The organism is Photorhabdus sp. RM71S (genome assembly GCF_042879355.1).
Lineage (GTDB): Bacteria > Pseudomonadota > Gammaproteobacteria > Enterobacterales > Enterobacteriaceae > Photorhabdus > Photorhabdus kayaii.
The window spans coordinates 1-18,712 of sequence record NZ_JBHFKV010000070.1; the positions used below are offsets into that span (position 1 = coordinate 1).

13 protein-coding genes and 2 pseudogenes are annotated in these 18,712 nt (G+C 41.3%); 11 read left to right on the forward strand and 4 right to left on the reverse strand.

Annotation, left to right across the window (positions count from 1 at the left end; translation table 11 throughout):
* Positions 1 to 77 precede the first annotated feature (77 nt).
* On the reverse strand, positions 78 to 839 hold the full coding sequence (locus tag ACGF5R_RS21920; RefSeq protein ID WP_387692715.1) for a hypothetical protein: 762 nt from the start codon (positions 837 to 839) through the stop codon (positions 78 to 80).
* Between the two features lie 4 nt (positions 840 to 843).
* A complete protein-coding gene (locus tag ACGF5R_RS21925; protein WP_387692717.1) occupies positions 844 to 4,770 on the reverse strand; it encodes a hypothetical protein in 3,927 nt (1,308 codons plus the stop codon).
* Between the two features lie 960 nt (positions 4,771 to 5,730).
* Between ACGF5R_RS21925 and ACGF5R_RS21930 the strand changes: the two are divergent.
* The 5 genes and pseudogenes from ACGF5R_RS21930 to ACGF5R_RS21950 all read left to right on the forward strand — a co-directional run.
* A pseudogene (locus ACGF5R_RS21930) lies at positions 5,731 to 5,922 on the forward strand (IS30 family transposase); the annotation flags it as partial.
* A gap of 70 nt (positions 5,923 to 5,992) precedes the next feature.
* On the forward strand, positions 5,993 to 6,172 hold the full coding sequence (locus ACGF5R_RS21935) for a hypothetical protein (RefSeq protein WP_262980653.1): 180 nt from the start codon (positions 5,993 to 5,995) through the stop codon (positions 6,170 to 6,172).
* 166 nt (positions 6,173 to 6,338) lie between these two features.
* Positions 6,339 to 7,448, forward strand: a complete 1,110-nt coding sequence (locus ACGF5R_RS21940) for an S-(hydroxymethyl)glutathione dehydrogenase/class III alcohol dehydrogenase (RefSeq protein ID WP_387692719.1) — start codon at positions 6,339 to 6,341, stop codon at positions 7,446 to 7,448.
* A 120-nt stretch (positions 7,449 to 7,568) separates the two neighbouring features.
* Positions 7,569 to 8,417: an S-formylglutathione hydrolase gene (fghA, locus tag ACGF5R_RS21945; protein WP_387692721.1), complete on the forward strand. Its 849-nt coding sequence runs from the start codon at positions 7,569 to 7,571 to the stop codon at positions 8,415 to 8,417.
* Positions 8,418 to 9,318: 901 nt separating this feature from the next.
* Positions 9,319 to 9,648, forward strand: a complete 330-nt coding sequence (locus tag ACGF5R_RS21950; protein WP_387692723.1) for a hypothetical protein — start codon at positions 9,319 to 9,321, stop codon at positions 9,646 to 9,648.
* 15 nt (positions 9,649 to 9,663) lie between these two features.
* On the opposite strand, the pseudogene ACGF5R_RS21955 reads toward ACGF5R_RS21950, so the two are convergent.
* Positions 9,664 to 10,664, reverse strand: a pseudogene (locus ACGF5R_RS21955) (transposase).
* A 279-nt stretch (positions 10,665 to 10,943) separates the two neighbouring features.
* Between ACGF5R_RS21955 and ACGF5R_RS21960 the strand changes: the two are divergent.
* From ACGF5R_RS21960 to crtB, 6 genes are all read left to right on the forward strand, one after another.
* On the forward strand, positions 10,944 to 12,377 hold the full coding sequence (locus ACGF5R_RS21960; protein WP_387692725.1) for a carotenoid oxygenase family protein: 1,434 nt from the start codon (positions 10,944 to 10,946) through the stop codon (positions 12,375 to 12,377).
* A gap of 86 nt (positions 12,378 to 12,463) precedes the next feature.
* The gene (locus tag ACGF5R_RS21965; RefSeq protein WP_112877449.1) at positions 12,464 to 13,366 is read left to right on the forward strand and encodes a polyprenyl synthetase family protein; all 903 of its coding nucleotides are present in this window, start codon (positions 12,464 to 12,466) and stop codon (positions 13,364 to 13,366) included.
* 20 nt (positions 13,367 to 13,386) lie between these two features.
* The gene (fni, locus tag ACGF5R_RS21970; protein WP_112877447.1) at positions 13,387 to 14,418 is read left to right on the forward strand and encodes a type 2 isopentenyl-diphosphate Delta-isomerase; all 1,032 of its coding nucleotides are present in this window, start codon (positions 13,387 to 13,389) and stop codon (positions 14,416 to 14,418) included.
* Positions 14,419 to 14,531: 113 nt separating this feature from the next.
* Positions 14,532 to 15,707, forward strand: a complete 1,176-nt coding sequence (gene crtY, locus ACGF5R_RS21975; RefSeq protein WP_387692727.1) for a lycopene beta-cyclase CrtY — start codon at positions 14,532 to 14,534, stop codon at positions 15,705 to 15,707.
* Positions 15,700 to 17,181: a phytoene desaturase gene (locus tag ACGF5R_RS21980; RefSeq protein WP_387692729.1), complete on the forward strand. Its 1,482-nt coding sequence runs from the start codon at positions 15,700 to 15,702 to the stop codon at positions 17,179 to 17,181. Before crtY ends, ACGF5R_RS21980 begins: the two co-directional genes overlap by 8 nt.
* The gene (crtB, locus tag ACGF5R_RS21985; RefSeq protein WP_387692731.1) at positions 17,178 to 18,104 is read left to right on the forward strand and encodes a 15-cis-phytoene synthase CrtB; all 927 of its coding nucleotides are present in this window, start codon (positions 17,178 to 17,180) and stop codon (positions 18,102 to 18,104) included. The genes ACGF5R_RS21980 and crtB overlap by 4 nt, the downstream gene beginning before the upstream one ends.
* Before the next feature lie 212 nt (positions 18,105 to 18,316).
* On the opposite strand, the gene ACGF5R_RS21990 is transcribed toward crtB, so the two are convergent.
* On the reverse strand, positions 18,317 to 18,499 hold the full coding sequence (locus tag ACGF5R_RS21990) for a hypothetical protein (RefSeq protein WP_387692733.1): 183 nt from the start codon (positions 18,497 to 18,499) through the stop codon (positions 18,317 to 18,319).
* Between the last annotated feature and the right edge of the window lie 213 nt (positions 18,500 to 18,712).

Here is an 18,712-nt window from a genome sequence, read left to right on the forward strand (position 1 = left end):
AGTATAAAAGACAGTCAGGCGGCTAAACGTCGAAGAGCCATTTGGTCAGAGGAATTCCGTAGTCAACTTATCTTTGATTAAATTAAATACAAAGTGGAATCCCGCCCTGACTCTTTAGGTGAGGAGACGTCAATAAATGCGCGTTGTTTTCGTTTATTCTTTTGCTTTCTGACTTCTTTGAATGCAACACCCGGCAGCTTTCTTTCCTTAAAAGGATACCATCGCACTAATACATTACATTTATCATAAACCCATAGCGAAGTCTTTATTTGCTCCGGATTCTCATCTCCTTTTAACGGTCTTAATGGTACATTCTCATGAAAAAGTACAATTTCAGTCGTTACGCCATCCTGCAATTGCTGCGTTCGGCAATCAATTCCAATAGCATTGATACCAGAGCTCGTTTTAGTTTTCCATGTATCAGTTTTAAGTAAAGGTCTTCCTAAACTATATGAACCACGACAGTGCGTACCAAAAGCGGCAATTTTACGCATTATTAGTCGAACCCAGACAGGATTAAGACTTTGCGAATAATAAATACGTACCGGATTTATCTGAACACTATCTGAGTTGGTTATTTTCGGTGGTATATCCGACTCACTATTAAGGGAGATAAAAAGGCCAAATTGATCTTTGTAACTCTTCATTAGATATGAAAAATACCGACTATCCAGCTCATCATTGATTCTCGATTCCCACTCTTTCCAACAATAGCTCTTACTCAGTGGATAATGATAAACAACGAGCTTATTCGCCTTATCACTATCAACTTCGTCATCTCTATATATGAGATGAGATAATGGCAAGCTTCTTATAACTTCCTTCTTCAGTTCAGTCATTATCCTACCCCATTAGTTCATTCTTGATCATTCTAATTAGCCATTTAAACCCTGACGTAAACTGATTATTTTCAGAGCTAATACAGCCACTTAAAAAGAGAATATCCGCTTTTTCAATAGGCAAGGTCTGAAAGTCCACACCGAAGCCAGTCAAAGACGCATCACCACGTGACGTTATAAAATTGGCAATAATAAGCCTTACTTGGCTTCCTTCAATTTCGCGTATATTTAATAGTTTGTGCTTCAATCCCATCGGCACTTTATCTTCAGGCATTCCAGTTTCAACCCAGTAAATAAAAGTATCATCAGCATTATCCAAGCTTTCAGTTCCCCAATACTTAGCATCAACTCGATATCTAGTACCAATAACATTAAAATCATAAAGCTCTAGTAGACGAGTATCGGTCATACATTGTCTGGTACGAATACTTTCAGCATCGAGTAAAGCTCTTATCGCCTCCTCTCCCAAACGACCTTGTAAAATGCGCTGAACAACTAAAGGGTGAAATGCATATTGTTGCTCTAGTTCGCTTGCATAAGGAAACACAGATGTTCTAAACCCTTTTCTGTTGAACCAATTGAGAATTGCTGGCTGAGTTTGAATGGGGTGATACAAGCGCTGAAGGTTATATAATTTCAAACCTTCCCGTCTTTCCGCAAAAAATTGCCAAGTACCAGGGTCATACCAAACTTCTCCTGTTCTATAGCTATCAATGGGTCTTTCAAAACATGCCCAATGCTTAAGCTCACTTTCAATTCCGAATACAGATACTTTGGGTTTCCAAGAAAAATCATACTGCAATACGGCTCTCCCCAGTTCGTGCCACACTTTCTCAACCATTTCGCCGTCCATGTCACTACTCCTTGCAGCTCTAAGAGCCGGAACCAATTGATTATCAATAACCTCAACCGCTTGCTCACCGGTTTGGTGTTTCGACATCATTACACTTAATAAACTTGCTTTTTGCTTATCAAATCGATTGAGCAAAAAGTCAAATAGTTGCCTATTCAAGTCCGATATTTGATTTCGGTATTGACCATATATTGGCAAAGAAGCAAATCGCTGCAAATCATGAGCGATTGAGTCACTAAGATGAATCTCAATATTTGGAACTTCTGTCCAGGCCCGTTCAACTCGTCCTACTTGCTGTTGAATATCAGCGGCCGTATTCTTTATGTAATCTTCCGTAAACTTATACAGTGAATTCAAACGCGAAATGTCAATATTTGAATTTATCATCAATGGCATAATAAAAGATCGATGTTTCTTTCTTGATAATTCTCCTATTCGAAGTAGTTTTTCTAGATTTCTAAGTTGGAAACCTGCATGCGACATTTCATCTAACTCTTCATCAGCTGACTCGAATTTGGAAAAGTAAAAATGCCTACTTTCGAGTAAATAAAGGCAAGTTAAATCCATAGGCTTACCGCTCTCAGGCAAGAAGTAATTTAAGTTGATCCCATTCGTTGCTGATGCGATTTGAGTTAAAACAATAACAATACGTCCAGTATCAAAAGCTGCATGATATGCTTTCTCAAAACCATTCTGTTTTTGGCTTTCAGCGGTCAGCAAACAAATAAGTATCTCCTGATTTAAAGCCCGTATAGGGACAAAAATCTCAGAAAACCCGTTCAATGCATGCTGTTCAGGTAACTGGGGATAAAAATCATAATCTGATTCAAACCAAGATAAAGCATCACGGCTCGAACTTGCTTGCTCATCCAAGAGCCATTTCTTTAAATAACGAGTTGAGTTAACAAAAGCAAGATGCCCTCTATGTGTTAGATTTGAGGCAGCCTGGCGGATAATTTCCAATAACTTTAACAAAATTGACAAACGATACTTATAAGTAAACTCAGATATATTATCTTCAGGTTGTTGAAAAAACTCTGGAAACAAATGTGACTGGAACTCATCAAATTCAGATTGCCCAGATAGAGCATCAAAATTGTGTACAACAACAGACAGATCCGTTTTTCTGACGTCTGCCTTACGTTTGATCAATTCATTAATCATATTTTGTTGAAGCCTTCTATCCTCCTCTGTTTGTACATAAGGTATCGGCTTCTTAAACCATGCTTCTGGACGATTCTCAAAAGTGTTACCCAAGAAACTCACCTTAATCTCAGGGTTCCTCGACTCTGCAACATATCTGAGAGCAGACTGAATCCACCTGAGATCAAAATGCCCCAATGCACGCTCAATATACGAGGTAGCAGACATGGCAAACACCAGATTTCTGCTTGCTAATGAAACCAATAAACCTTCTGGAGTTGTTGGCATAAATGCCCGTCTTATCTGTATCCGAAGTGGGTCTAGATCAGCCTCAGCCTCATTTGGCTTGAGTAACCAATTGGTAAGACCATAAATATTAGCATGTGAATTAGGTAGAAGATTGCTTTCTCTCAACCAATCTAACTCAATCAAACTTGTTCTTGGTAGTGCGAACAAAGATAAATTTGGTAACGCGGAGCTGTAATAAGAAGGACGATAATCATTGACGGGATCAAACAACAATCGATTCAATCGAATGAGGTATTCTCTAGCCTCGGATTCATCACTCGAGAATTGAGAGAGTAATAAAGTAAATCTCCGAATATATTGCTCCATCAACCTTAAGAAATCACCGATATTAACTTCATAATCATCGCTACTCCCTATTAAAGAAACTTCATAGCCATGTTCTGCTTTACTGATCGATAATGGCTTACTAGTGACAAGATGATCCGAACGAAACAAATATTGTTGTCCAAATGGATGTCCTTGTTTATATTGCTGAAGGGGAATAACTAAGGAACGTGAATGATTCAAATCAATGTTTTTATCATGAAGTTCTTTTTCAAGGTCATCAAGAAAAGCCTGTAATTCACGATTCAATTCTGGAACAGGAGGAGTCAATACATAGCACATTCTTGAAAGTAAGCGTCGTCCCCCTTCGAGCAGTTGTCCTAAACATTCAGGAGGTTCTTGGACTAGTTGAGCCTGAGCGAGCAACATCTGCAAAATATCAGCCTGGTAATCAAATTCGTCAATAAAAATAACATGTCCTGACAGCTCAACGCTGGACATACGAACTTTCCTTTTACCGTCATAAAACGAGGAGAACATTTTCTGCGTGGTCATAATGAGTAAATGTTGTTTTTCATCATGCCAGGCAATAGCAGGAAAGACCCTCCTTATCCAAGGATGACCTCGAAACAGAGTCAGTTTCTCTATGGCTTGATAAGTTAACTTATGCTCATCACCATACTCTTTCTTAAGCTTTTTTACCGCTTTCTCCAAACAAGTCATAACTCGCAACAAATAGCGTTCAATCGATGAACAAACCTTTTTCAATTCCCTCTCTTCATACTGACGAAACTTTCTAACAACAGAAGTATCTTTGCCTCGGTATTTGAGACTACGCACAAGATTAATAACATTTCGGCATTCTTGTTCAATACGAAGCTTGATACTAAACTCACCAATAATCTTTTTTTGTGCAAGCTCATCCAGTGATAAGAATGGATCAGGTAGATTACAATCTGTCAAACCTTGTTCATGTGGAAGTGGCTGTCTTATTACTGCGCTGACAATATTTTCATCCTGTGCGTACAGTACGCTAACCTTAAACGGATTACCGTTTGTATCTGTACTAGAGACAGCATTATGATAAATATCATGTAGAATATTCCACCGGTGTGTTACCAATATAGCCTGATAACCCTCTCCCTGGATAATTTCCAACCCCGGTGGTATTCCATCTTCTTTGGACTTTCGAAATAAAGAACTACTCTTTCCTCCACCTGTTGGCCCCTGTAGAGGACATAATCCTGCAATTTCTCTTCGACCATACTCGCGATTAAATGGAGACTGTTCCGCAAGTAGGATAGCTCGCTCAAATGTATACTTTATAATTGCATTATAAGAGTCCAATATTTCATTCATCATATTTTATCCTCATTCATCTCAGATTATTGAGGTCACAGCCGCTATCAGCAACAAAACGAAAATAGCTATAAATATAGTTGGAGGCAAATACACACCAACAATTCTTTAAGTACTGGCTTATCCTACCTCAACCACAATCTCTTGTGCCCAATTATTTTCCATCAACATATTGAAGATCATATATCCATATTCTGCTTCCTATGTCAACTCCCCTAGAACAAGTTCGTTATCTAAGACAGCCTCTATATGAAAACAAAAAATATTTTCAATTATAGGAGAGTCACTCAGCTCAAACAGTTTTACATATTATCGCCACACTCTTGTTTTACTGAGCTGGCTTCTAGAGAAAGGTGAAACATCGGCCATAAATTGTTTTACTTTTGCAACAATTGTTATATAGTGACATTGGCTATTGAGAGTAGCTCTTTCATCTAAATATAAACTATAAGTATTCTGGTTTTCTGTATGCTATAGGTGAATATGGTCGGTAAAAATAATAAATTAAACTTCCGATTGGTTAATAACTATTGTATTACTTTACAGCCCTTACGGAGCACATCATTATCAACTAATCAGTGTTCAGCTTGCAGATCAGTCCAACTTAATTTTTCTGACAGACTGATAAATAAATCCAAATCCTACCTACTCCGCTAACATGACCGACTTTACCCGTTGTGCACGTAACACCTCGGCAAAATAGTGTTTTTCATTCTAGCCCAGTGGAAATATGCTTTTATTAACCTCCCAAGTACCTGTCAACCCCGATTTTAGGATTTCGGTCAATATCCATTCCATATTCGAACTATGATATTTGTCTATGCTGGATTAGTCTAATAAGTGCATTTCTCAGGAAGGGTAATCAGTTGCTATAGTAAACATCTTTCTCCCCAAAGGAAAATATACTCGGCCTATAAGCAACAGACTGAAACAGAAACTTACTTTTCTAATACCTCTTGAAATAGAGAGGTAAATGAAAATATAAATTAGCTAATCAGACAATACTTTCCAAAGGGAATCGATTTTAATAAAGTCTCAGCTAAGGAAATAAATTTTGTGGCAAACCGATTAAATCATCGTCCCCGGAAAACACGGGGTGGGAAAACACCGAATGAATTATTTAAGGGAATACGAACATGTTTACTTCCCGACTAACGATGTTGCACTTATTATGTGAATCCAAGTGTTATTAGTATCTTTCTCAAAATCCCAAAAGGAGACTATTATGACATTACAAGAAGTTGGAAAGATGAGTCTTAAAAACTCAGGTGGATTTATTGCTAGAATCCAATTTAGTTATATGGATGGCGACGGTGAAAAGCATTTAAGTAATAAAAGTAATGATATTAATCTTGGAGCAACAAAAACTGCTGACCCAAGTGATCTTGGTGTTCCTGATGGATAAGTTATCTTAAAAACACGTATTAATGTTAAAATTTTTGTATCATTCCTACAGATGCGAAGTCATTTTCTTAACAAATTATTACAAAGATATCTTCGCTGACAACTCGATTGACTTTATTAATCTGTATTCGCAAACGCGTAGCACTGTCTATTCAAAAGGAGAGCTTATGAAATCAAGAGCTGCTGTTGCATTCGGACCAGGCCACCCCCTTGAAATTATTGAAATCGATGTAGCCCCGCCCCAAGCCGGTGAAGTATTGGTCAAAATCAGTCATACCGGCGTGTGTCATACGGATGCCTTCACCCTGTCAGGGAATGATCCAGAGGGTGTTTTTCCTGTCATACTCGGACATGAAGGCGCCGGCGTAGTCGTTGAGGTTGGTGAAGGCGTCACCAGCGTCAAACCCGGTGACCACGTTATCCCCCTTTATACCGCAGAATGCGGAGAGTGCCTGTTCTGCCAATCAGGAAAAACCAACCTGTGTGTAGCTGTGCGGGCAACTCAAGGAAAAGGCGTAATGCCGGATGGCACAACCCGTTTTTCCTACAAAGGGCAGCCTATTTATCATTATATGGGGTGCTCCACATTCAGCGAATACACAGTGGTAGCCGAAGTATCACTGGCAAAAATCCACCCGGAAGCAAATCATGAAGAAGTGTGCCTACTGGGCTGCGGTGTCACTACTGGCATCGGTGCAGTGCACAATACCGCTAAAGTACAATCTGGTGACTCTGTCGCCGTCTTTGGGCTCGGCGGCATTGGCCTTGCCGTAATCCAAGGCGCTCGTCAGGCAAAAGCTGGCAGGATCATTGCCATCGATACAAATCCGGTAAAATTTGCGCTGGCAAGACAGTTCGGTGCAACCGACTGCCTGAACCCAAATGATTATGACAAACCTATTCAGCAAGTCATTATCGAGATGACTGAATGGGGAGTGGATCATACCTTTGAGTGTATTGGTAATGTCAATGTGATGCGTGCCGCGCTCGAAAGCGCACACCGTGGCTGGGGGCAATCAGTGATTATTGGTGTAGCTGGTGCGGGACAGGAAATATCAACCCGACCATTCCAACTGGTCACTGGTCGTTCGTGGCGAGGCACCGCCTTTGGCGGTGTTAAAGGCCGCAGTCAGTTGCCTAAAATGGTGGAAGAGGCAATGAAAGGTGAAATTGAATTAAAGCCTTTTGTGACTCACACCTTGCCGCTCGAACACATTAATGAAGCATTCGAACTGATGCATAAGGGCAAATCGATTCGCACAGTCATCCATTACTAAGCTGTTCTGAGGGAGTTAAAAACCGTGCTGTAATAGGCGGTTTTTAATAAAACAGGAAACGATAGCCCCAAGTTCACCGTGAAATGAGTGAACCTGTATGTTTTACAGAGAGGAAAAAGAATGGAGAGAATTGAACGCCACGCTTGTTTTGGGGGATGGCAAGATGTTTATCAGCATGAATCGGCCGTACTTGGCTGCACCATGAATTTTGCAGTCTACCTTCCTCCTCAGGCTGAACATCAGAAATTACCGGTGCTGTATTGGCTCTCAGGCCTAACATGTAATGAGCAGAATTTCATCACTAAAGCGGGAGCTCAACGCTACGCTGCCGAACAGGGTATTATCCTTGTCGCCCCAGATACCAGCCCTCGTGGTGAGAAAGTTGCAGATGATGACGCTTATGATTTAGGTCAGGGCGCCGGTTTTTACCTCAACGCAACACAAGAACCTTGGGCACCGCACTATCGCATGTATGATTATGTGGTGTCAGAGCTACCAGTACTGATCGAAACACACTTCCCGGTAACAGCCGCTCGGGCCATTAGTGGTCACTCTATGGGCGGTCATGGCGCACTGATGATCGCGCTACGCAATCCAGATCGTTACCACAGCGTATCGGCCTTTTCACCGATTATTGCTCCTTTTCAAGTTCCTTGGGGAGAAAAAGCTTTTCGCGCTTATCTGGGTGAAGATCGTGACATATGGAAAGCCTATGATACAGTCGAGCTGTTGGCTAATAACGCCGAGCCATTGCATATGTTAATTGACATCGGCACCGATGATCCGTTTCTTGAAGAACAGCTATGTCCTGAACTGCTAAAAGATGTATGCGAAGACACTGGGCATTCCTACACACTGAACCTACGCACTGGTTATGATCATAGTTACTATTTTGTCACCAGTTTTATCGGCGAACATATCGCATATCATGCCAAGGTATTGAAGGGAACTTGTTCTGATAATCAATAAATTAGATACGAGTCCATTAATATTTTTACAATAAAGGGTGCCCAAAAACCAATATGCCAGTGATTATTTAGTCAATTTAATACGAGTTCAGACAAAAAGTTCCACACTAGGGGCATTAAGAAATTTTTTACCATATTTACCTTGGGTCAATCCTGTAGAGTAGGCCGCTGGTTTGAAGTGAGTTCTCCAGCGGCATCCCATCCCCCCTGCAACAACTTTATGAAGAGTTACTTGAACAGCTTAAAAGGGCAGAAGATATTTAGGAAACAGACTTTTCATCGGTAACAAAATGGAAAATAAGGTTCGTTATGAAAAACTGAATAATCGCCCATGCTAGATATTGGAATACAAAACACCTAATGAATTATTTTTAAATTAAAAAATTATCTTATAATTTTAGATAAAGTCATTTGCACTTATTATTCAAATGTACAGATTTTAATTAAGTATTAAGAGATAAATTATTATCATAAACTAATTAGATAATCGATTGAGGAAAAATCAGGATACCAAAAAATTTAATGAATTATTAAATCAATACGAAATTGTTTACTCACAGTGTAATTATATCGAAATTACTATGATAAACCATCGAATATGATAAATTGAATTATTACTAATTAAAACAATAAAGCCGTTATTATATAAAACAAATATCTCATTGTATTATAAAGAAAATAGTAACCAGATTAAATATCTAACGAAAAGAAATTATTTATTATTGGTACTTATCAAGATAATTTTTGCTTTTTCATAGAATACATATGATAATTATTTTTATAGCAATTTTAATGTGTTATTTATTTTACTCGTTAAGATTTATTTTTATTTAACACACCTTAGATGACTTATATAGTTGAATAACTAAATGTTATTAGTTTTTTCTCAAAAGGAGACTGTGATGACATTGCAAGAAATTGGCAAGATGAGTCTTAAAAATTCAGGCGGATTTGTTGCTAGAATCCAATTTAGTTATATGGATGGCGACGGTGAAAAACATTTAAGTAAGCAAGGTAATGATATTACTCTTGGATTAACAGATACTGTTGATCCGGGCGATCTTGGGGTTCCTGATGGATCAACAGTTTTTATGCATGTGTTTGTAGTATGGGGAAATGATAATGAAGCCCATAAAGCTTTTTTATACAAAAAAGGAAGCCAAGTGCTTGCCAGCTACGATATCAGTGGTACGACATTAAGCAATGATCTTGGCTTGATTGATGTCTCGTAATACATATACAGGATCTTAAGAATTAAGCCTTTCAAAGCATGCATCTAATGTCTTGTCTTTACACGATTTTCTCTGTGGTGTTTTGAACGCGTTTTGGCATAAATATATTTGCGCCTTTTCCAGCCAAAAACACGTTTCCGCCCACGCCCTTTGGAGCCGGTTTTCTATTATTGGCCTAAGCCAGCTCTCTGTATTTTGGGCTGCTTTAAGCAATGAGACCGCAGGGAATAATCGTCTTGCCAGCAAGCGCCTGAGCAACAAAGCCAGTAAGCTGAGCCAGATATAAGCCCCGTGGCTAACGTTTCTTTCCGTGTGGTAAACCCGCGCCAATTGGTATGCGATTTGAGTTCTTTGAACAACAGTTCTATTTGCCAGCGGCAACGATAAATATCCATGATGTCACTGGCTGTAAACTCTTCCACAGGCAAATTAGTCAGCCACACGCAGAAGCGTTTTTCTTCGGCAAACCACCGACGAATAAGGCGAAACTCATAGCCATTACGCCGACAAATCAGATCCAACACCTTGACCGGAGACTGGGTGAACAGGGACAGCGTCAGATGACATTCCACGGCAGCGGCAGTGGTCTTGAACCGACAAGGGAAAACGTCAGCCAGTGCCGGATGAACTTTGAATGAACTGCCATCCTGTAAAATAACATTTTGAAATTTTGTCAGTTTTTTGGGCACAGCGACAGGCTTTTCTACCCATTGTGCCATGGCAAATCTCACCAATATTTTGACAAATTCGATGAAGGCGGCTTTACAGAGTTGATTATAAAAAGGGCGATAACTGACCTGTTGTTTTTTATCGGGGCACAGGCCATTAAATTTTTGATGTAATTGGGCAATCGACGTCACGTTACCCGTGCTAAGCGCGGCAATAAGGCTGAGGATCAACACGCGAGGCTCGATATTTCTCACGCGCTGAATAAACCCACACTGGAAGGCAATTTTTTGCAAAGAAACGTCACTAAAGAATTGCATTAACTGATGTTTTATAGCGATAATTGTCACAGGTTTCATCCTTGATTTTGATATGAGTTTGGCGACGATTATCAGATCATAAATGAAGCCTTTTTGCTATCTAAAATATACGGTTACTGCTTAAGATCCTGTATATGAGTTAGTGGCAGAATTCTTTTTTGTGATTTCAGTTATAAAAATCCATTTGAAAAAAAATAGTTCTGTTCACCTTCAGCACAGTACTGCTATTTTAGTATTATTGTATCTTCTTGTAGAGCTTCTGTATTAAATCATTACCTATTATTCAGTTGGAAATATAGAGGTGAAGGCTTGAGCGATTTTGTATTCTCGAAAAACCATCTAAATCCCTTTCAATCCCAGTTAGAGGAACTTGATTCAAAATTAGTTCCTATTGAAGGAGAAGTTCCTTCAAAGTTAAAAGGTACTTTCTTTAGAATTGGTCCCGGTCGCCTGCACAGGGGAAACGAATATTATAATCATCCATTTGATGGGGATGGGATGATATTTAAAGTAACGTTCAGTGATAATGGGGTATTCTATAGAAACAGACATGTGTTAACAAAGGAATACTTAAGAGAAGAAGAAGCTCAAAGATTACTGTATCGCTCAGTTGGAACCGTCCCCAAAAAACTAAAACTCAGGATGAGATTTTTTATTATTAAAAATCCGGCAAATACAAATATTGTGTATCATTCTCATAAACTTCTGGCGTTGTGGGAAGGAGGGATGCCACATTTAATTAATCCGGTAACCCTTGAGACAATTTCAAAATATGATTTTTCTGGAAAGCTAAGAGCACGATTCTCTTTCCTTCCCAAACTTAACCTTCGTGAAGTACCATTTACAGCACATCCTAAAAAAATACCAGATGATGATAATTTATATGGATTTGGTGTGACATATAGTATTGGATCTAAGTTGACGCTATACAAAATAGACAATACCGGTGACATGACTGTTATATGCAACATTCCGCTTAAGAAAAGGTACTTAATTCACGACTTCATAGTGACAAAAAATTACTTTTTATTTTTTTTAGGTGGGCCGCATATAAATCTTAAGTTGAGGAACGTAATTGGCAATGAAAGCATACTTGCGTCTATGAATTCACGTGAAAATGAAGATGGCAGGGTTCTTTTAGTTTCAAGAGAATGCCATGATGCGAAATTCTATGATGCAGCTCCTGGATTTATTTTTCATTTCACAAATGGCTATGAAGATGCCGATGGGAATGTGATTTTTGATGCCTCATTTTGGCGGTCATTCCCAGTATTTACACAGAATATATTTAAAAATAATAGTTCAGAACTTTGTCGTTTTACTTTATGCACTGCATCCGGGAATGTCGATAAAGAAATTTTATTCAGGGGGAATACTGATTTTCCAGCCATAAACCCTACAGTTTGTGGTAGAAAGCACAGATATGCCTGGTTCGTTTGCTGGGGGGATTCTGAAAGTGAAGAGAAATCAATAACTAAATTTGATTTTTTTGACAAGAGTGTAATAAGCCACAGTTTTGATAATGATTTGCCTGAAGAACCTGTTTTTGTAGCCAAAAAGGGTTCTGTTAAAGAAGATGATGGTTGGCTTATTTTTAAGGTTTATGTCGAAAAATTGCACTGTACAGATGTCGTGGTTTTAAATGCTGATGATCTCTCAATGGTGTGCAGATTGCGTTTGCCGCACCATATTCCAATGGGAATGCATCACTGCTGGATAAATGAAGTTATGCTGGAAGCCTAAAGCCTAAAGCCTGTAGTAGTAATATAAACTTATCATTGTTTTTCAAATAGTTTAGTGAAATTATTTACGTGATTCGGGAAATATTTATGAACGTTAGTACTGCACGAGTTATGAATTACGAAGAGACATTACTGGAGTTACAGAGTGCACTACAACAGCACCTAGAGCTGGTACTTCCTTCAGGAGCCCCGGATGACAAAGTCTGCGCAGCCATGCGAGAAAGTACACTAGTGTCTGGAAAACGTATCCGCCCCCTCTTATTATTGCTCATAGTCCTGGATCTTGGAGAAAACCCCTGGAAGACTGACTTTCTACAGCTGGCATCTGCAATTGAAATAGTACATGCAGCCTCATTAATTCTAGACGATCTTCCCTGTATGGATAATGCTGAGCATCGGCGCGGACGCCCAGCTATTCATCGGCAGTATGGTGAAAGTGTAGCGATCCTGGCGGCTGTAGCCTTGCTGAGCCGGGCTTTTGGTCTCATTGTAGAAACAAATCTTTCTGAATACGATAAATCTGCTTCTGTCGCCATACTTTCTCATGCAGTTGGTTTAAACGGTCTTGTCCAGGGGCAGTTTCGCGATCTGAACAATACATTATGTACAGGTAATTATCACACCATTGCGGCCACCAACGATTTAAAAACCGGTTTGCTTTTCGACGCAACATTTCAGTTAGCGGCAATTGCTGTGAATGCACCTGATATAACTCGTCAGGCATTACGTCATGTATCACAACATTTGGGGCAGGCATTTCAATTACTGGATGACTTGAGCGATGATCTAAATAATACAGGGAAAGATATGTCTCAGGATAAGGAAAAGTTAACAATGGTTACACTGCTCGGAAAATCTAAAGTGCATGAGCATTTACGCAGGCACATCAGATACATTGATAAATATTTGGCGGTAGCGTGTCGCAGAAATTTAGCCTCACGATATTTTATACGATATTGGTTTGATAAAAATATTGCGATGTTTAATTAATTTCAACCTTGGCCAAAAAAATGAAAAAGATCGATCACACTCAACGTAAAAATGAGCATCTGGATATTATATTCCATTCTCCTCAAACTGAGACCCAAGTAAAAACAGGGTTTGCTGAGTGGCGATTTCAGCATTGTGCTCTGCCAGAATTGGATCTGGACAGAATAGATCTTAAGTGTTCCCTCTTTGGAAAAATTTTGCAGGCACCATTGCTCATAAGCTCGATGACTGGAGGGGTTCATCGTGCTCATGCGATTAATCACCATCTTGCAGAAGCAGCTCAAATATTGGGAATTTCAATGGGGGTCGGGTCGCAACGTGTTGCTCTTGAAAATGAAGCAAACGATGGGCTTAGTCGCTCACTACGTCAGATAGCTCCTGATATTCTCCTTTTCGCTAATTTAGGGGCAGCCCAAATTCGTGGCGAACACGGGTTTAATTATGCTCTGCGAGCAGTACAGATGATTGAAGCCGATGCTCTAATTATCCATCTGAATCCGCTACAGGAGGCGCTGCAACAGGGGGGAGATCGTAACTGGCGCCATATTCTATATGCTATTGAACAACTCGTAACAAAACTTGGGGTTCCCATAATTGTTAAAGAAGTAGGTTCAGGTTTATCGCTGCCTGTCGCACACCAATTGGCAGAAGCTGGAGTCAGTATGCTGGATATAGCCGGAGCTGGAGGAACCAGTTGGGCAGCGATTGAAGCAGAACGAGCATCCACACCGTATCACCGCGCATTGGCTATGGCATTTGCTGACTGGGGGATCCCAACCACGACAGCACTGCGTGAAATACGCGAGGCACTTCCAAATATGCCACTGATCGCCTCTGGTGGTATCAGAAATGGTGTTGATGCTGCCAAAGCTTATTGCATGGGGGCACAATTGGTCGGCCAAGCCGCTGCCGTCATACATAGTGCAGCCCTCTCCACAGATGCAGTTATAGAACATTTCCAATTAATTATTGAGCAGATAAAAGTCGCCTGCTTTTGCACAGGAAGCACTGATATTGCTGCGCTGCGTACAGCTGTTCTGCTACCAACATGAGCTTTTCCGCTATGATTGCATATCTTTAATCTCTTTCAACAAACACAAATTTCCGTGATGTATATGACTCTTGATGAGGTTAGTAACTTTGTGATTGCCGGAGGATCAACAAAATGATGTACGACTGGGATCTGATTTTGGTGGGGGGAGGATTGGCTAACGGACTGATCGCGATGCGTCTCCAGCAGTGTAAACCACATCTCCGAGTGTTGATGATTGAAAACACAGAAACAATAGGAGGCAATCACACGTGGTCATTTCATCAACATGATCTTACTGAGGCGGAACATGGGTGGATAGCACCGCTGATCACCTATCGCTGGTCAGGTTACGACGTAATTTTTCCAGCATTTCAGCGCACATTGCCACATTCATATTTCAGTGTCACGTCCCAGCACTTTGCAAACATACTCCAAGCATATTTGGGCGAGCGTATACAGACTCGTTTATTAGTAAAGGAGCTAACTCCACAGAAGGTTTACTTACAGGACGGTTCGGCTCTAAGTGCAGGCGCAGTCATTGATGGGAGAGGCTGGCGACCAGGACCATTTATGGGGAGTGGTACCCAGGCATTTTTTGGTCAGGAATGGGAACTGGAAGAATCGCACTCTTTAACCCGCCCGATTTTAATGGATACCAGTGTGGGACAGAATACAGGTTATCGATTTATCTATGTCCTACCGTTTTCCTCAACTCGTCTGCTGATAGAGGATACTCATTACGTCGATCGGGAACCACCGGATAAGACCTTGTCACAGGCAACTATCGCAGAGTACGCGAAGAGGCATGGTTGGAAACTGGGTAAACTAGTTCGAGAAGAGAGTGGTTGTCTCCCGATTACACTTACGGGGGATTTTACCTCTTTCTGGGCACAACTAGCAGGCCAGCCCACCAGTGGATTACGTGCAGCTTTGTTTCACCCCACAACAGGCTACTCTCTGCCACACGCTGTTCGGTTGGCAGATCGTATTGTTACTCTGCCAGAGCTTACCGATACCTCCTTATTCATTACCCTCAGGGATTACGCACGGCAGCAGTGGCAACACCAGCGCTTTTTCCGTCTTCTAAATCGCATGCTCTTCCTCGCTGGGGATCCACAACAACGTTGGAAAGTGATGCAACGTTTTTATCAACTTTCCCCAGATCTGATTGCACGTTTTTATGCAGAGCAACTTAATTTCGTCGATAAGGCCCGGATTCTCATAGGTAAACCGCCGGTGCCGATAAAGGGTGCCCTAAAGGCAATGTTTAAACAACACAAGAAGCTTCAGGGTTTTTATCATGATTAAAGCGCTGGTAATTGGTGCTGGTTTTGGTGGGCTGGCGCTGGCAATAAGGCTCCAGTCTGCGGGAATTCCGACATGTATTTTGGAACAACGGGATAAACCAGGTGGACGCGCTTATTTTTATAAGGAACAGGGGTTCACCTTTGATGCTGGCCCCACCGTAATCACCGCTCCCAATGTCATTGAAGAATTGTTCACACAGGCTGGTAAACGTATGGCTGATTACGTCGATTTACTTCCCGTACGCCCTTTTTATCGGCTCTGTTGGGAGTCGGGCAAGATGTTTGATTACGACAATGATCAGCAACATCTGGAAACACAAATCCATACGTTCAATCCAGGTGATGTTAACGGGTATCGACGCTTTCTGGACTATTCTCGGAAGACCTTTGATGAAGGCTACCTGAAACTTGGAACAGTGCCCTTCCTCTCTTTTCGCGACATGCTGAGTGCAGCTCCACAGTTGGTACGTCTACACGCATGGCGTAGTGTTTATCGCCAGGTGGCACACTATATCAAGGATGAGAGTCTGCGCCAGGCATTTTCATTTCACTCGCTACTGATAGGAGGTAACCCCTTTGCTGTATCTTCTATCTATACTTTGATCCACACACTGGAACGAGAATGGGGAGTCTGGTTTCCGCGTGGAGGAACCAGCGCCTTGGTCGAGGCAATGGTGAAATTGTTTACTGACATTGGTGGAAAAATTGAGCTTAATGCAAAAGTAAAACGCCTCACCACTCATGGTAATCGGGTCACAGGCGTACAATTGACTGATGGACGAAATATGACATGTGACGTTGTGGCCTCAAATGCCGATGTTATTCATACCTATAAACATCTGTTGGGTCAGCATCCGGTCGGAATGGCCCGCGCCCGAACACTGGTACGTAAACGAATGAGCAACTCACTGTTCGTGCTTTATTTTGGTCTGAACCACCACCATGCCCAATTAGCCCATCATACCGTTTGCTTTGGTCCACGCTATAAGGAACTCATCGAAGATATTTTTTATCATGACCGACTGGCGGAGGATTTTTCGCTCTATCTCCATGCCCCCTGTGTTACTGACCCATCCCTTGCTCCCCCAGGGTGCGCAAGTTACTACGTTCTGGCCCCTGTACCACACCTGGGGACAGCTAATCTTAACTGGGATATCGAGGGGCCACGCCTGCGTGACCGTATTTTTGCGTATCTGGAAAAATACTATATGCCCGGTCTACTCAAGCAGTTAGTCGTTCATCGTATCTTCACCCCATTTGATTTTCGTGACCAGCTAAATGCCCATCTAGGTTCGGCCTTCTCCTTTGAACCGTTGCTGACACAAAGCGCCTGGTTCCGACCACACAATCGGGACAGCCGTATTGATAATCTGTACCTTGTCGGCGCAGGAACGCATCCTGGAGCGGGTATTCCCGGCGTAATTGGATCAGCAAAAACCACAGCCACATTGATGTTAGAGAATATAGCCAGATGAATCCCGCGCTACTTAAACACGTTACTCAGATAATGGAACAAGGCTCAAAAAGTTTTGCCAGTGTCACCCGACTTTTCGATACGGCAACACAGCACAACACAATGATGCTGTACGCCTGGTGCCGTTATTGTGATGATATAATCGACGGGCAAGAGTTGGGGAGACAAATAAGCAATGTTGATAAGTATGACGCCCACGAGAAACTTCAAATGCTGCAATATTTGACGAGGCAGGCTTATGACGGCTTGCCGATGACCGAACCTGCTTTTGCAGCCTTTCAGATAGTTGCTCTGAGTAATGAAATCCCTCAGCAACAGGCCTTCGAACATCTGGAGGGATTCGCGATGGATGTACGCGGCGATCCTTGCAGAACGTTAGATGACACTCTGAGATATTGTTACCATGTCGCGGGAGTAGTTGGGCTGATGATGGCAAAGGTGATGGGGGTTCGCGAGGCGAGTGTGCTGGATCGGGCCTGCGATCTAGGAATTGCTTTTCAGTTAACTAACATTGCTCGGGATATTATTGAGGACGCGAAGACCGGGCGTTGCTACCTTCCGCTAGAATGGCTTTACCAAGAAGGGCTAATGCCGGACACACTTATTTATACCGAAAACCATCCTGCGCTAGCTCGGGTGGCATCCCGATTGATTGTGGAAGCGGAGTCTTATTATACCTCTGCTCTGACAGGGCTTGCTGGTTTACCTTTGCGTTCAGCCTGGGTCATAGCTTCTGCTCATGGTATCTATCGTAAAATCGGCATTAAAGTACAGCAAGCAGAAGCACAAGCCTGGAAGTGCAGACAAAAAACTAATCGTAGAGAGAAAGTTACCTTATTAATGGCCGGTGCAATGCAGGCGCTTATGTCTCGGGTGGCAATCATAACGCCACGCGATCCCAAATTGTGGCAGCGGCCTCATTAAAAATTAACACCCTTTGTTGTGTAGCACCCTGCATTTCGTCACCTAAACAGAGATGTTAACTATGAATGTCAATAATGGGTTAAAAATGGGCCTTCCAGCAAAAAAGTTTTATCCTTTATGCCGTAAAAAGTGACATTTCTAAATTGGTAGAAAGTGACATTATTATATTGATGTTACATCTGACATGTAGTAATAAGAAGTCATGCCATGACCTAATCTTCAAAGAAAGTGTCGATAGAAGCTTTACCTACAATCTTTTGTCCAAAATGGTCAGACATAACATTTGCAAGCAATTCTGCTATAACTTTATCCTCGAAATCTAACGGCACCTGTACCAAAACAGCATCATGCATAGGCAATAATAATTCTACAGCTTTCAAAGCTTCCAGCGACATCAAGGCTTCCTTAAATATTAATGAAGCTGTTCCTTGAATCACTTGACTTACAGATGAACGTTTCTCTTTTCCATCTAATGGCCCCTCTCTATCACGTATAAGGTAATTAACCTGAGATTTGCTTAAGAAGGGAACTAAGTGCCTGAGGCACGATCAAAGTTTTTGTCAAAGAAAACAAAATCGTGGAGCTCCTCAGGCATGTCTAATTTAGAA